Consider the following 16,536-nt stretch of genomic DNA (forward strand, 5'->3'; position numbering starts at 1 on the left):
CCTCCAATCCCGCCAGAATTCCTCAAGTCCTTTGTTTGCCGGGCCCTGCGCCGCCAGAAAAAAGTTGGTCTGCAAATNCCGCCGGTTTTTCGTCTTCGACACAATCCTCCAATCCCGCCAGAATTCCTCAAGTCCTTTGTTTGCCGGGCCCTGCGCCGCCAGAAAAAAGTTGGTCTGCAAATTGCTTAAGGCTCATCAGTACAGCAGTGGACGGCAAACGTCCGGCATGCAGAGGAAAGAGTGTGGATAAGTACCTTTATGTGGCAATGACCGGCGCCAGCCAGAATGCACTGGCGCAGAAGGCTCATGCCAACAACCTGGCGAACATCTCCACCAACGGCTTCCAGAAAGACCTGGAACAGGCGCGTTCGATGCCGGTGTTCGGTGACAGCTTTCCGGCGCGTGCGTTTGCCCTGTCCGAACGTCCGGCCACCGATTTCTCCCCTGGCGCATTGGTGGAAACCGGTCGCGACCTCGATGTCGCGGTGCAAGGCAACGGCTGGATCGCCGTGCAGAACCCTGACGGTGGCGAAAGCTACGTGCGCACCGGCAGCCTGAACGTCGACGCCCTGGGCGTGCTGCGGGCCGGCAACGGTATGCCGGTGATGGGCAATGGCGGGCCGATTGCCGTGCCGCCCGAGCAGCAGATCGAAGTGGGCGAGGACGGCACCATCAGCATTCGTGCGATGGGCGAAGGTCCTCGCGTGATGGCGGAAGTCGACCGCATCAAACTGGTCAACCCGGACTTCAAGAACATGACCAAAGGCCTGGACGGTTCGATTCACACCAAGGACGGCAAGCCGGCGCAAGCCGATGCTGGCGTCAAACTGGTTTCTGGTTTCCTTGAATCGAGCAACGTCAATGCCGTGGAAGAGATGACGTCGGTACTGGCCCTGGCCAAGCAGTTCGAACTGCACATCAAGATGATGAACACCGCCAAAGAAGACGACCAGGCCATGGCTCGGGTCTTGCAGATCAGCTAATTATCAGAACGTCGCGCCGTAAAACAGGCGCACGAGGAGAATCGAATGCTTCCGGCTCTATGGGTTGCCAAAACAGGTCTGTCCGCCCAGGACACCAACCTGACGACCATTTCCAACAACCTGGCCAACGTGTCGACCACGGGTTTCAAACGTGATCGCGCTGAGTTCCAGGACTTGCTCTACCAGATCAAACGCCAGCCAGGCGCCCAGTCGACCCAGGACAGTGAATTGCCGTCGGGTCTGCAATTGGGTACCGGTGTGCGCATTGTCGGCACCCAGAAAAACTTCACCGCCGGTAGCCTGCAAACAACCGAACAACCGTTGGACATGGCCATCGACGGTCGCGGTTTTTTCCAGATTCTGCAGCCGGACGGCACGACTTCCTACACCCGTGACGGTACGTTCCACCTGGACTCCAACGGTCAAATCGTGAACGCCAGCGGCTTCGCCCTGGAACCCGCGATCGTCATCCCGAACGATGCCCAGACCTTCACGGTCGGTCGCGACGGCACCGTGTCCATCACCGTTGCCGGCAACCCGGCCTCCCAGGTGATCGGCAACCTGCAAACCGCCGACTTCATCAACCCGGCCGGTCTGCAGGCTGTGGGCAACAACCTGTTCCTGGAAACCGCTGCCAGCGGCGCGCCGCAAGTCGGCACCCCGGGCCTGGCCGGTTTCGGCACCACGCTGCAGAACACCCTGGAAACCTCGAACGTCAGCACCGTTGAAGAGATGGTCAACATGATCACCACTCAGCGCGCTTACGAGATGAACTCCAAGGTGATCTCCACCGCCGACCAGATGCTCTCGTTCGTAACGCAGAATCTGTAATCAAGTCTATGAGGCGGCCATCAGGTCGCCTGCAACACCGTGAGGTAGGGTCATGAATCGCTTCGTATCTGTTCTGGCACTGAGTGGGATCGCCGTGCTTTCGGGCTGCGTCGGTCCGGCGCCCAAGCCCAATGACCCTTACTACGCCCCGGTGTTGCCGCGCACGCCGCTGCCGGCTGCGGCCAATAACGGCTCGATCTACCAGGCCGGTTTCGAACAGAACCTGTACGGCGACCGTAAGGCGTTCCGGGTCGGTGACATCATCACCATCACCCTGAACGAGCGCACCCAGGCCAGCAAGAACGCCAATTCGCAGATGGCCAAGAACAGCAAAACCGGCATCGGCCTGAGCTCGTTTTTCGGTGGTGGCCTGAGCACCAGTGATCCAGTGGGCAGCGGTAGCCTGAGTCTGGACGTCGGTTACGAAGGTGACCGCGCAACCAAGGGTGACAGCAAGTCCGGCCAAAGCAACAGCCTGACCGGCTCAATCACCGTGACCGTCGCTGATGTGTTGCCCAACGGCATCATCGCCGTGCGTGGCGAGAAGTGGCTGACCCTCAACACCGGTGATGAACTGGTGCGGATTGCCGGGCTCGTTCGTGCCGATGACATCGCCACCGACAACACCGTGTCGTCGACCCGTGTCGCCGATGCGCGCATCACCTATTCGGGCACCGGTGCGTTTGCCGATGCGAGTCAGCCAGGCTGGTTCGACCGTTTCTTCCTCAGCCCGCTGTTCCCTTTCTAGGTGGCTACGTTGAACTTCAAACACCTGATGGTGGCCGCCCTGTTGCTGTCCGCAGCCTTCAACGCTCAAGCCGAGCGGCTGAAGGACATCGCCAGTATTTCCGGTGTGCGTTCCAACCAATTGATCGGCTACGGCCTGGTGGTCGGACTTAACGGTACCGGCGACCAGACGACGCAAACCCCGTTCACCCTGCAGACGTTCAACAACATGCTCTCGCAGTTCGGCATCAAGGTGCCGCCAGGTTCGGGCAACGTGCAGTTGAAAAACGTCGCGGCGGTGTCGATCAGTGCTGATTTGCCGGCGTTCGCCAAGCCAGGTCAACAGGTCGACATCACCGTATCGTCCATCGGTAACTCCAAGAGCCTGCGCGGCGGCACCTTGCTGATGGCGCCGCTCAAGGGCATCGACGGCAATGTCTATGCGATCGCCCAGGGCAACCTGGTGGTCGGCGGTTTTGATGCCGAGGGCCGTGACGGCTCCAAGATCACTGTTAACGTTCCGTCGGCCGGTCGCATCCCGGGCGGTGCGTCGGTTGAGCGTTCGGTGCCGAGCGGTTTCAACCAGGGCAACAGCCTGACCCTGAACCTCAATCGTTCGGACTTCACCACCGCCAAGCGCATCGTCGACAAGATCAACGACATGCTCGGCCCTGGCGTTGCCCAGGCCCTCGACGGCGGTTCGATTCGTGTCAGTGCGCCGCTCGATCCGAGTCAGCGTGTCGACTATTTGTCGATCATCGAGAATCTTGAAGTCGACCCGGGTCAGGCGGTGGCGAAAGTCATCATCAACTCCCGTACTGGCACCATCGTGATCGGCCAGAACGTCAAGGTTTCCCCGGCCGCCGTGACTCACGGCAGCTTGACCGTGACCATCACCGAAGACCCGATCGTCAGTCAGCCCGGCCCTCTGTCCAATGGGCAGACGGCGGTCGTGCCGCGCTCGCGGGTCAACGCCCAGCAGGAAGCCAAGCCGATGTTCAAGTTCGGCCCGGGCACCACCCTCGACGAAATCGTGCGAGCGGTGAACCAGGTCGGCGCGGCGCCGGGTGACTTGATGGCGATCCTCGAAGCACTGAAACAGGCCGGCGCGTTGCAAGCCGATCTGATCGTGATCTGAGGACGGCGACCATGGATATGCGCAAAGGCGGATTGGGGGTCAGCAGCAACGATTCGGGTTCCTATTCGGACCTCAATCGACTGAACCAACTCAAGGTCGGCGACAAGGACAGTGACGCGAACATGCGCAAGGTTGCGCAGGAATTCGAGTCGCTGTTCCTCGGTGAAATGCTCAAGTCCATGCGCTCGGCCACCGACGCGCTGGGCCAGGACAATCCGCTCAACACGCCGGCAGCCAAGCAGTACCAGGAAATGTACGACCAGCAGTTGGCCGTTTCCATGTCCCGCGAGGGGGGGGGTATTGGTCTGGCTGACGTGCTGATGCGTCAAATGTCGAAGAACAAACCGCTGGCTCCGGGTGAGGCCGCTGCCGCGTCAGCCGCCAAGCAAGCGGCCGCCAAAGCCGCCGTGCAAACACCGATTGCCGCCGGTACGGTCGCCACCCACGGGCCGCTGTCGCGCCTCAATGGCGAGCGTCCGTTGTGGGCTTCGCGCTCGGTGAGGTCGCCTGCCAACGCGGGCGAGGGCGCCCATCGCAATGACATGGCGCTGATCAATCAGCGGCGTCTGGCACTGCCGCCAAAACTGGCTGATCGTTTGTTGGCCGGTCTCGTGCCTTCCGCCACGACGAGCGCCACCACGACGATAGCCGCGACGGTCAACACGACTGCATTGCCGGAGCGCTTGGCGTCCACCGGTTCGGGGCCGTTGTTCAATGGTGATTGGCTGGCGAATGCGCAAGCGGCTTCGAATCCGGGTTTGCAGATTCATGGGCGTGCCGTCGCACAAATTCCCTTGGCGCCAGCGAAGAAAGCCTTCAGCTCCGCCGACGAATTCGTCAACACCATGCTGCCGATGGCCAAAGAGGCCGCCGAACGCATTGGTGTCGACCCGCGTTACCTGGTGGCGCAGGCCGCGCTGGAAACCGGTTGGGGTAAATCGGTCATGCGTGCCCAGGATGGCAGCAGCAGCCACAACCTGTTCGGCATCAAGACCGGCAGCAGTTGGAAAGGCCAATCGGCGCGGGCAATCACCAGCGAATTCAGGAATGGCGAGATGATCAAGGAGACGGCTCAGTTCCGTTCCTATGAGTCTTACAAGGACAGCTTCCATGACCTTGTGACGCTGCTGCAAACCAACAATCGCTATCAAGATGTTGTGAAGTCGGCCGATAACCCAGAACAGTTTGTACGCGAGTTGCAAAAGGCCGGTTACGCAACCGACCCGAACTACGCGAGCAAGATTTCGCAGATAGCCAAGCAGATGACGAGTTACCAGAACTACGCTGCGGCGGGCGCTACCACCACGCCTCTATAGGCATAAGCTATAAGGTCTGAACCATGAGTTTGCTCAACATCGGGATGTCGGGGCTGTCAGCCAGCCAATCGTCGTTGATGACGACGGGTAACAACATCGCCAACGTCGATACCGCGGGTTACTCGCGTCAGCAGACCGTGCAGGGCACCAAAGCCTCGCAGCAGTTCGGCAATGTCTACATCGGTACCGGCACGACCCTGGCCGATGTTCGTCGGGTGTACAACAGCTACCTTGATGCGCAACTGCAGACCACCACGTCGCTCAATAGTGATTCGGCCGCGTACCTGGGGCAGGTCACGCCGCTGGACAAACTGTTGTCCGACAGCGGCACCGGTCTGAACGGCGCACTGACCAAGTTCTTCGCCTCGGTCCAGAACGTCAACGCCAAGCCGGGTGACGATGCTTCACGCCAGTTGCTGATCAGCGATGCCCAGGCCTTGAGCAACCGTTTCAATTCGGTGTCCAGCCAGTTGAACGTGCAGAACGCGAACATCAACGGCAACCTGACGAACATGGCCGATCAGGTCAATAAGCTGGCCGCTACCGTGGCGCAGTTGAACCAGAGAATCTCAGAGATTTCCAGCTCCGGCGGCATGCCGAACGAGCTGCTCGACGCCCGCAACGAAACCGTGCGCCAGCTCTCGACCTTTACCGGCGCGCAGATCGTCGAACGCGAAGGTAACATCGATATCTATTTGGGCAGTGGCCAGCCGCTGGTGATGGGCAACACCGTCAACAAACTGGAAGTCGTGCCGGGCAATGACGACCCGAACCGCTTGGCGCTGCAACTCAATCGTGGTTCGAGCACCATCGAAATCACGTCGATCATGACCGGTGGCGAAATCGGCGGTTTGCTGCGTTATCGCAGCACTGTGCTCGACCCGGCCATGAACGAGTTGGGTCGCGTCGCCCTGGTCGTCGCCGATCAGATGAACAGCATTCAAGCCCAGGGCATCGACAAGAACGGTGACTTCGGTTCGAACCTGTTCAACAGCATCAACAGTGCCGCACAGATGGCTCAGCGCAGCATCGCCTCCGGCAATAACAGCGTGGGTTCGGGCAACTTCGATGTCAGCATCGAAGACACCGGCAAGCTGACCATCAACGATTACAAGGTCACGTTCACCAGCGCCACCGACTACACCGTGCAGCGTTTGCCAGACAATACGTTTGTGGGCGGCAGCTACAGCACTACGACCACCCCCGCGCTGGTGATCGACGGTTTTTCCTTGAAGCTGAGCGGTGGCACCGCGGCTGCCGGCGATACCTTCAAGATCACCCCGACCCGTAACGCGGCCACCAACATCAAGACCGAGATGACCGACTCCAAACGTCTGGCCATCGCGGCACCGTTGGGTGCGGCCATTGCTGCAGGCGGCAATGGCACGCTGACGATTCCAGCCAGCGGCCAGCCGACCCTGACGACGAAGTTCGACATCTACGACGCGGTTACTGCCACCGCGATGCAGAACGGCCTGAAAAACTCCACGCCTACCAAGGTTGTATTCGGTGCGGTGTCCGCCGACGGCACCAGCCAGGACTACCAGTTTCTGGATGCCAAGGGCGGGGTTATCAGCAGTGGCACCATCAAGCCAGGCGAGAACAACACCCTGAGCCTGACAGTTCCTCTCAAGGACGCCAGTGGGGCGCCGATCCCGCCTGCACCCGCCACGCAATACACCGTCAGCTTCGACATGACCGTGGCCGGCTCGCCGGGCAATGGCACGGCGATCAACGTCTCGCTCAGCCAACCGGGCAGTCTGGATAACCGTAACGGTACAACACTGGCTGGTTTGCAGACTGCACAGACCGTGGACACCGGCTCTGCCAGCAAAGGTATTTCCCTGAATGACGCCTACGGCAAACTGGTCGAAGGCGTTGGCTCCAAGGCCGCCCAGGGCAAGCTCGACAGCGCCGCGACCGAAGCCATTCTGGCGAACGCCAAAGGGGCCCGCGACTCGCTTTCGGGTGTCGACCTTGATGAGGAAACCGGCAACCTGGTCAAGTACCAGCAGTACTACACCGCCTCTTCGCAGATCATCAAGGCTGCGCAGACAATCTTCAGCACACTGATCAACAGTATTTAAGGAGTCGTAGCCCATGCGCATTTCTACCGCCCAGTTTTACGAGTCCTCGGCTGCGAACTATCAGAAGAATTTCGCGAATGTGGTCAAGAGCAGCGAAGAGGCCAGCAGCCTGATTCGCGTCAACACCGCGGCTGATGATCCGGTCGGTGCTTCGCGCTTACTGCAATTGGGTCAGCAGGCTTCGATGCTGGATCAGTACAAGGCCAACACCAGCACGATCAAGGCGACCTTGGGTACGACCGAAGCGGTGATGACCAGCATCGGCAACGTTTTGCAGCGCGCCAAAGAGTTGGCCATCGGTGCCAACAACGCCGGTTACACTGATGGCGACCGTCAGGCCAACGCCTCGGAACTGGGCCAGATCGAAGAGCAGCTGTTGAGCCTGATGAACAGCCAGGATGAAAACGGCAAATACATCTTCGCCGGCTCCAAGGGCGATACCGCTCCGTTTACACGCAACTCCGACGGTACCTACAGCTATAACGGCGACCAGGTGACCCTGAACCTGCCGATCGGTGACAGCATGTTGATGGCCACCAACAGCACCGGTTGGGAAGTGTTCCAGCAAGCAATCAACACCAGCCGCACCCAGGTTACCGGGTCGATGAATGACGGTCTTGTGACCCTGTCTGATGGGCAAGTGTCGTCGAACGTGTCGTACAACAACAAATTTCGCAGCGGCGAGCCGTACCTGGTGGAATTTACCAGTGGCACTCAGTTGAAGATCACTGACGCAGGCGGCAGCGACGTGACGAGTGAAGCCACTCAGGGCGGCGTCATCACCAGCGGCACGAACCAGAGCGTGAGCTTTCGCGGTGTCGACCTGACCCTGAACGTCAATGACCCCAGCGCAGCGTTGGCCGGACGTACGTTCAAACTGGAAGCCAAGCCGGACACGTTCAACGTTTCCCGTGGACCGGGCAACCCGAGCACCGTCCAGGCGACCAGCACCAAAATTACCGATCCGGCCGCTTACCATGCCAGCTTTCCGGGTGGCTCGGCGGTGCTGAAATTCACCAGTGCCAGCGCGTTCGACTTGTACGCCGCCCCCATCACTGCCGACAGCAAGCCGGTCTCCAGCGGAACGTTGGTAGGTAATACGGCCACCGCATCGGGTGTAGAATTCACGCTGAACGACACCCCGGCCAATCCACTGGTGGTAGGCGATCAGTTCAACGTGGCGGTCAACACCCATGAGACCCAGAACGTTCTGGACACCGTGAGCCAGTTGAAAACCGCACTGAACACGCCGACCACAGGTAACGCCGTCGCGACCCAGAAGCAACTGGCGGCGATGGCGTCGGGTATGGGTAACCTTGCCAGCGGTATCGATCAATTGTCCTCCGGCTTGAGCTCGGTCGGCGGTCGCGGCTCGGCTCTGGATACTCAGAGTGATACCAACCAGGCGCTGGTGCTGGCGAACGCGCAAACACAGTCGACGATCCGTGATTCCGATCCAGCCGAAGTAATGACTCGCCTGACCTTGCAGCAAACCATGTTGCAGGCCTCGCAGTTGGCGTTCAGCAAGATCGCTCAGTTGGGCCTGTTCAACAAGGTCTGATTCAGTGCAGGGGTCGCATGACTTAATGCGATCCCTGACCTTTTTCTTTTTACGGTTCAGGACGTTCTGCTCTCGCGCGAGTTGACGCCGGCCGGTCGAGAGTCACGTGTGTGAAACCTACTCCTCTTGTCAGCATTGCCATCCCTGCGTTCAACCCGCGCTTCTTCCGTACAGCGCTGCAAAGCGTACTCGACCAGACCTACGAAAACCTTGAAATCGTCATTTGCGATGATTGCCGCACGGACGAGATCGAGCAAATCGTCGAGTCCCTTAGCATAGAGTCGAAGGTGGTTGTGCGGTATCTGCGCAACCCTGTCCGCCTGGGCTTCCAACAAAACATTCTGCGTTGCTTCGACGAGTGCCGAGGCGAGTTCATCAAGTTCTTGTGTGACGACGATCAGTTACTGGTGACCACCATCAGCCAGCAGGCCGCCATTTTGAGCGAGCATGCTGAAGTGCTTCTGGTGGTGAGCAAGCATCATTTGGTCGATGCGGACGATTACGTATTGCCGATCCGCATGGAAAACTTCGGGCTTACGCCATTTGACGCGCTGTTCAAAGGCGAGGACCTGCTGGCCAGTTTCGAGAAAACCCCGCGTAATATTCTCGGCGGTTTCAGCTGTTCGCTGATGCGTCGGGCAGACATCGCCTCGTTGCTACCCGCCTTGGCGCAGGCGGACGCCGGATTCGTCGCGCTGCTCGATTTCGCCCTGTACATTTGCCTTTTGCGACGCGGCAATCTGGTACAGCTCAGCGACGTCGGCAGCATCGAACGCTTGTATCCAGAGCGTCTCAGCAAGCGCCTGGACATGGTTTCTGCCGCCATTGTCGAGTGGACGTGGCTGGGGCAAATGCTCGCGCAGCGCAGCGGCGAAGAAGCCCCGGCCACTGATTGGGTGCGCTACGTGATGCTGGACGAACTGACAGCGCCAGAAACCCGCGAGTGGGATGAGCTCAATCTGTATGCGGTCATGGCCTCGCGCCAAGGCATTATTCTGGTACAGGTAGGCACGGACACCGAAAGTTACGCCGATCTCTATGCGCAATGGATCGAATGTCGACGTTTCACGCCGTCACGTAAACAAGTGTTGTCCCGGCAGATCGCACGCTGGCCACATCGTCCCGTCATCGTTCCGGTGATCATCGACCCCGACGATGATGTCTACGGGCTGGACGTTACCCTCAAGAGCATCTCGGCCCAGACATACGCCTGCGAATCGGTGGTGCTGTTATCGAATGGCACAGGCGAACTGGATGACAAGGTTCAGCGCCTGCCGCTGCAATCCGACTGGCCGCAGCAGCTCAACCAGTTGCTGCCAGAGCTGCACCACGCCGACTGGTTCTATCTGTTGCGTGCCGGTGACCGGCTGACCGAATCCGCGATGCTGGTCCTGGCCGACCGGATTGTCGGAGCGCCAGGCGCGTCCTGCATCTATAGCGACGAAGGCGCGCTGGTGGACGACGAGTCTGTCGAGCCGATCTTCAAGCCCGACTTCAACCTCGACTTGATGCGCGGTTACCCCTATGTCGGTCGTACCCTGACGTTTGAGCGCAATCGCTTCCTGGCGCTGGGCGGGTTTGATACGGCGCTGGGAGAACTGGCGCCGCACGACCTGATCTGGCGCCTGGTCGAAACGGATGGGCCGCACGCCATCGGACACATCGCCGAAGTGCAGGTCGAGTCGACGTTTACCTTCGCCCAATGGCTATCGCTACCTGAAGTGATCGAGCAAAACACTCGACTGATCACCACTCATCTGCAGCGTATCGGTGTCGGGCATGTGCTGCATCCCGGTCCGTTGCTGAAGTTGATTCCGCGGATCGAATACCACTCTGCGGAGCGCCCGCTGGTGTCGATCATCATCACCGTAAAAGACGAGTTGAGCGCGCTGCAGCGCTGTATCAACAGCCTGATCAGCACCACGGCGTACACCCGTTACGAAATCATCCTCGTCGACAATGCCAGTGAAAGCACAGAAGTACGGCATTGGCTAAAGGCCATGGCGGAGTTGGGCAGTGACACATTGCGCATTTTTTCGCGTCCGCAGAGCAGCAACGATGCGCAGGTCAAGAACTTCGCGGCGCAGCAGGCACGGGGCGATTATCTGTTGTTGCTCAGCCCCTATTGCGTGGCGCATGACGAACGCTGGCTTGATGAGTTGCTCAATCATGGGCAACGCCCGGAAGTCGGGATCGTCGGGCCGCGTACCCTCAACCGGCAAGGCAATGTGATTGATGCCGGGCTGGTGCTGGGCCTGAATGGCCTGGCGGGCAGGGCGTTTATCAATGAGCCGGTGACCTCCGGCGGCTACATGCAGCGACTGCAAGTGGTGCAGAACTGGAGCGCGGTCAGTGACCATTGCCTGTTGGTACGCAAGCACGTATTCGACAGTGTTGGCGGGTTTGAGGAAGCCATCAGCACGCAAGGCATCAACGCCCTTGAGCTATGCCTGCGCGTTGGCAAGGACGGTTACCTGATCGTCACCACACCGTTCTCCAATATTGTGCTGGCGTCCTCGGCGCAAACCAGAATTGAAGAGTTCCGGGAGCAGCAGCTGGAGCTTGAGCAGGAAGCGTTTTATCAACGCTGGTTACCGCAGATTGCCAATGACCCTGCTTACAACCGCAACCTGAATTTGAGTGGCAACAGCTTTGGCCTGAATCCGGGCGCGCGCACTGGATGGAATCCTCTGTGTACGCGTAATGTGCCGTCGGTTCTGGGGTTGGCACTGAACAGTTCGGCAATCGGGCACTACCGCGTCAGCCAGCCGTTGTTCGAACTGCAGGCGGCGGGGCGGATTGTCGGGCGTGTGGCGTACGACATGCCGTCAATCATCGAAATCGAACGTCAGTCGCCGGACGTCATCATTCTGCAAGGTCGCTACAACACCGGCAAAATCAACGACATCGTCCAGGTGAAAAACTATTCCCGGGCCATGCGCATTTACGAGCTGGACGATTACGTCGCCCGGATCCCGGAGAAGAACGAACACACCCGCAACATGCCCGACAACATCGAGGCGTTAATGCGCAAAGGGATCGCCATGTGCGACCGGGTTGTGGTTTCGACCCATGCACTGGCGGGTGTCCTCTCTGATATGCACCACAGCATTCGCGTGGTGCCTAACATGCTGGCGCCAAATCTGTGGACGCACCTCATGAGCCAGCGTCGTACCTCGAGCAAGCCACGCATAGGCTGGGGTGGTGGCACCAGTCACCGCGGTGATCTGGAACTCATTGCCGACGTTGTCCGCGAGTTGGCGGATGAAGTCGAATGGGTGTTTTTCGGCATGTGCCCTGACTTGCTCAGGCCCTATGTCCACGAGTTTCATTCCGGCGTCAGCCTCTCGGCGTACCCGGAAAAACTCGCGAGTCTTAATCTCGACCTCGCCCTGGCACCGCTGGAATTCCATATCTTCAATGACTGCAAAAGCAATTTGCGGTTGCTCGAGTACGGCGCCTGCGGCTACCCGGTGATTTGCTCCGACACCGAGGCGTATCGAGGCCATTTGCCCTGTACGAGAATCCTCACCAATAGTACCGATGAATGGTTGCAGGCGATTCGCATGCACCTGTCGGATCCAGCTGCCAGTTATCGGATGGGTGACGAATTGCGCGAAGTGGTCTTGCGCGATTTCATGTTGCGCGGCGATAACCTGCAGTACTGGGCCGATGGCTGGTTGCCGGATTGATGAGTGTCAACGTCGAACTGCCAATAGAACGCAATGCCGTTGATTCGGCTACCCGCTCGTTATAGGAATTCATATGCAAAGCAATTTCTCGAATGGAACACCTGCTCCGTTGAACGAGCGGTTTACCCTGGTGCTGTTGACCCATGATCAGCCGCGCACCGTGCGCCGTGCATTGCGCTATTACAGCAGCTGGCCCTGCACTGTGCTGGTGGTCGATTCGTCGCGCGATGCAGACGCCGATATCGCCGCAACGTTTTCCGGTATTCAGTACCTGCATGTCCCTGCGTTACGTGCCGAACATTTCAGCGTCAGAGTCCGCCAGGTGATCGGGCAGATCACCACGCCGTACATGGCCGTGGTCGAAGTCGAAAGCTTCCTGCTGCCCGACGCGCTCGATCAATCGCTGGCCTTCCTTGAAGCCAATGCCGAATACGGCACGTGCCAGGGTTACAGCCTGGCGTTCGAAGCGCATGCCGATCGTGTCGATTATTACTTGCGTGACCGCAAGGGCTGCGAAGACTACAGCGACGAATCGGCCGAAGCCCGGCTGGCAGTGTTGGCCAGCGATTCGCCCTCCCTGGCCACGGCGGTCACTCGCACCGCTGTACTGCAGCGCTGGTATGCGATGCTGGCTGCGGACTTCAACCCGGCCCTGCAGGAAAACGGTTATTCCCATGGGCTGACGGCGGGCGCCAAAGTGCGCCTGTTGCCAGTTCCGTATGCATTGCACCAGCGCAACAGCATCACGTTCGGCGCGCTCACCGAGAAGCTGTTTGAGTCGCGCTGGGATGCTTCTCTCGGCGAGCCGGTTCGTCGTTTCGAGCCGACGCAGTACGTTGAATTGCCGTTCTACAACCAGGCGTTTTTTGATGTGCTGACGGCGCTTGAGTTTCTCCTGCATGCGGTGCCGACAGGTCATTTGCAACTCGAAGAACTCGAAGCGGCGATGCTCAAACAGAAGGAATTGTCGCGCGTTCACCGCAACGCCAGTGCCGAGCCGCTCAATGAGCGCTTGCTGAAAGCCTTCGAGCTTTACGCGTTCAATCAGGACGTGGTGCAGCAACTTGCTCGCTCGCTGCAGACCGAAGGCGCCAAGGCGCACGCGCAGAAGGTTCTGGCGTGGGGGCAGCGTCTGGGCGCTGCGACACTCGAGGACAACGGCAGGCTGTTCGATGCCACGCGCTCGGGCCAGCTGTTGCGCTGGCTGGAGGCCCGTGACCCGAGTGCCGCTCAGGTCAAGGACATCACCCGGCATCTGGCGCGCAACGCTGGCGGTCCGACGTTTGGCATCCTGTTGCTGGACCTGGAAGCCGACGTCTTCAAGCTGCAGGTGACCTTTGACAGCGTGATGAACAGCTATTGCCGAGCGTTCAAGATCATTGTGTTCACCACCGGCGACCTGCCGGCCGAAACCACGCTGCAAAACACCCTACATTTCGTCAAGGTCAATGAAAGCAACTACGTCGACAAGATCAACCAGATGGTCAGTCAGACTGATTGCGACTGGATAGTGTTGGCCGAAGCGGGTGACGAACTGACGCCGAGCGGCCTGTATCAGGCGAGCCTGGAGCTGCTGGCCGCGCCGCAATGTCATGCCGTGGCGATGGATGAACTCCAGCGTCAGGAGAACGGCACGCTGGCGGATGTCTTCCGTCCGGGCTTCAACCTCGATCTGCTGCAAAGCTACCCGGCCCTGATGGCGCGCCACTGGCTGGTGCGCCGGGACGTGATGGTCGAGGCGGGCGGTTACTCTCGCGAGTTCAAGAAGGCGCTGGAATTTGACCTGCTGTTGCGTCTGATCGAGCAGGGCGGACTGGACGGCCTTGCGCATCTGGACGAGCCGTTGCTGATTTGTCAGGCGCCGGAAAAAGACAACAGCGCTGATGAGCGCAGGACTTTGCTGCGCCACCTCGCCACCCGAGGGTATCAGGCTGACGTCAGTACTCTGGTGTCGGGCACGCACAAAATCGATTACCGCTTCACCGAGCGCCCGATGATTTCGGTCATCCTGCATGGCGTCAGTGATATTGAAACGTTGCAGCGTTGTATACGCAGTGTGTTGCAGCGCACCCGATACCAGCGTTACGAATTGCTGGTTGCTGACGATTCGGCTTACTCGGCGCCATTGGGCAACTGGCTCGATAGCCAGGGCCCACAGGCCAATCGCGTGCGTCTGTTTAGTGTCGAGCCCGGCCTGGCGACAGGGGGCTTTATCAATACCGCCAGCCAGCACGCCCAGGGTGAATACCTGGTCACGCTGGCGGCTGACAGCGAAGTGGTCAACGTCAACTGGATCGAATCCCTGCTCAACCAGGTGCTTCGTCCGGAAGTCGGTGTGGCCGGCGCCAAGCTGATCGACCGTGACGGTTTTGTCACTCAGGCCGGCCTGATCCTCGGTTTCAACGACGGAGTAGGTTCGCCGTTCGTGGGTGAGCCGAAGACTGCCACGGGCTACATGAACCGGCTGGTGGTGGAGCAGAACTGCTCGGCGGTGTCCTTTGCCTGCCTGATGATCTCGAAGCAGTTGTTCGAAGCGGCAGACGGCATTGATGTCGAACACTTCGCCGAGGCCTTTGGTGATGTCGATCTATGTCTGCGAGTCGGTCAGGCCGGTTATCTGACGGTCTGGACGCCGCACGTGCAGGTCATTCAGTCGGGGGTGTTGGCGCAGTCGCCAATGGCTCGGCAAGCGTTTGGCGAGAAATGGTCCGAAGCGCTGGGGCATGATCGGTTCTACAACAAAAATCTGGCCGCTACTGGCTCTGGCTTCACGCTCGGACCGGTGAGCAGCATCCCTTGGGCAACGCTGATCGGTCAGGTCAAAGCCTAAACATCAGGCTTCACCGCAACTCGGGTAACCGGGAAAAAAGGCTCACCTCACGGTGTAATGCTGTTCACTTAAGCGGAGCAGCGTTGCGGTTAATCTGATACCGGCTTTTTGATATCTTCACCGCCCTGGGTCTTGCTGGCCTGGGGCGTTTTGTTTTGAAGAGCACACCTATGCTGCCGCGAAGCTCTTCCAGGCGTCTTGGCGTGTGTGATGGCGACACGGCGCCAGCCATCACGACCAAATGGCTAGCGATGTGCTGACAGGCAAACTTGAAGCTCACCTCGCTGGGAGCTCGTTTATGCGCAACAGCAGTCTGGCTGGCCTCGCGCCGTACTACGTTGTACGCCAGCAATAGCCCCCGCGGTTCCTGATACACCAGATCCACGGTATTGCTGCGAAGGGTCAACGCGTTATCCTGCATTGAGCTTTTGATATCCCGAAAATCCAGCGCGATCTCCCATCGTTCGTGATAAGGAGTGGCGACCTGCTCTGCGCTAAAACGTGAAGTGGGCAGCGAGGTGAAAACGGTTATTTCCTTGCCTTCGACCTCATAGGTAACGGCTCGCACCTGCCAGTGCTCAGGCAAAACCGGGTTCTTTTTACGCGCCTGTGGCGAGGCCTTCATCTGCACCATGTAATCCCCATCGCCGTAGCGCTCAATCTCCGTACGGACCGTGCCCTTGCGTTCCGAGATCATCCAGTGACGATTTTTCTCAGGGCTTTGGATGCTCAGACAACAAGTCTGCACTGAAAACTCCTTTATCCAGCAGTGTCACCGAATCGTTGGGTATGGCCTCAACGAAATCCCTCGCCAGTGGGATCTCGCCCCTGCGGTAAGGACTGATGGCCGCATTGGCGATGATGTGCGAGCGGGCGTTCATCAGCGCAACAAGGCGCAATACCGGATAAGGCGTTTGACGTTCGTAAGAGGTATTTCCGGAGCCGAAATACTCTTGCAAGGCGGATGTTGCCGGTGTTCGAAATAAGGCACCACCGACTGCAAAGACCTGGAGTCCATGCCAGTCGTCTTGTGGGTAGCGCTCATGCGTTGGCGCACTGCTGAAATAGCCAGGCTAGGGGTTGCTTGCCTAGACGTTGGCGAGCTTGGGACAGCTTACTTATGGCGAGGAGCACCTCGTTGGCAAGTCCATTAGCGCAGATATTCAATCGGCGAGCGACTTCAATAACCGGCTCGCCCCTGAAAAGGGCTATCCCGACTACCCGCCAAAGCACCATATCCGAAGGCAGACGGCGACGTCGGATCGTCGCTTTATCGTAAGCCTCCAGCCCAGCCACCTTTACTCGGCAGCTGATCTCAATGGCAGCAACTCATCCAGCCGGCTATTCGGCCAGGTCGGTAACTTCTCCAGCG

9 protein-coding genes and 1 pseudogene are annotated in these 16,536 nt (G+C 59.2%); 9 read left to right on the forward strand and 1 reads right to left on the reverse strand.

What is annotated here, in order from left to right:
• The first annotated feature begins 242 nt into the window (after positions 1 to 242).
• From ACXPVS_RS24390 to ACXPVS_RS24430, 9 genes are all read left to right on the forward strand, one after another.
• A complete protein-coding gene (locus ACXPVS_RS24390; RefSeq protein WP_129442146.1) occupies positions 243 to 983 on the forward strand; it encodes a flagellar basal body rod protein FlgF in 741 nt (246 codons plus the stop codon).
• A gap of 45 nt (positions 984 to 1,028) precedes the next feature.
• A complete protein-coding gene (gene flgG, locus ACXPVS_RS24395) occupies positions 1,029 to 1,814 on the forward strand; it encodes a flagellar basal-body rod protein FlgG (RefSeq protein ID WP_056742138.1) in 786 nt (261 codons plus the stop codon).
• Between the two features lie 52 nt (positions 1,815 to 1,866).
• Complete coding sequence (gene flgH, locus ACXPVS_RS24400) at positions 1,867 to 2,562, forward strand: flagellar basal body L-ring protein FlgH (RefSeq protein WP_458512186.1); 696 nt, start codon at positions 1,867 to 1,869, stop codon at positions 2,560 to 2,562.
• A gap of 27 nt (positions 2,563 to 2,589) precedes the next feature.
• Positions 2,590 to 3,678, forward strand: coding sequence for a flagellar basal body P-ring protein FlgI (locus ACXPVS_RS24405; protein WP_458512192.1), 1,089 nt, complete (start codon positions 2,590 to 2,592; stop codon positions 3,676 to 3,678).
• A gap of 11 nt (positions 3,679 to 3,689) precedes the next feature.
• Positions 3,690 to 4,994: a flagellar assembly peptidoglycan hydrolase FlgJ gene (gene flgJ, locus ACXPVS_RS24410; RefSeq protein WP_458512187.1), complete on the forward strand. Its 1,305-nt coding sequence runs from the start codon at positions 3,690 to 3,692 to the stop codon at positions 4,992 to 4,994.
• 23 nt (positions 4,995 to 5,017) lie between these two features.
• On the forward strand, positions 5,018 to 7,081 hold the full coding sequence (gene flgK, locus ACXPVS_RS24415) for a flagellar hook-associated protein FlgK (protein ID WP_458512188.1): 2,064 nt from the start codon (positions 5,018 to 5,020) through the stop codon (positions 7,079 to 7,081).
• Positions 7,082 to 7,094: 13 nt separating this feature from the next.
• Positions 7,095 to 8,642, forward strand: coding sequence for a flagellar hook-associated protein 3 (locus ACXPVS_RS24420; protein ID WP_458512189.1), 1,548 nt, complete (start codon positions 7,095 to 7,097; stop codon positions 8,640 to 8,642).
• Positions 8,643 to 8,752: 110 nt separating this feature from the next.
• Positions 8,753 to 12,334: a glycosyltransferase gene (locus tag ACXPVS_RS24425; RefSeq protein WP_458512190.1), complete on the forward strand. Its 3,582-nt coding sequence runs from the start codon at positions 8,753 to 8,755 to the stop codon at positions 12,332 to 12,334.
• 73 nt (positions 12,335 to 12,407) lie between these two features.
• Positions 12,408 to 15,164, forward strand: a complete 2,757-nt coding sequence (locus ACXPVS_RS24430) for a glycosyltransferase family 2 protein (RefSeq protein ID WP_458512191.1) — start codon at positions 12,408 to 12,410, stop codon at positions 15,162 to 15,164.
• A gap of 64 nt (positions 15,165 to 15,228) precedes the next feature.
• On the opposite strand, the pseudogene ACXPVS_RS24435 reads toward ACXPVS_RS24430, so the two are convergent.
• A pseudogene (locus ACXPVS_RS24435) lies at positions 15,229 to 16,439 on the reverse strand (IS4 family transposase); the annotation flags it as partial.
• Positions 16,440 to 16,536: the final 97 nt, after the last annotated feature.

The sequence above is a fragment of the Pseudomonas sp. Ma2-10 genome, from assembly GCF_054330215.1.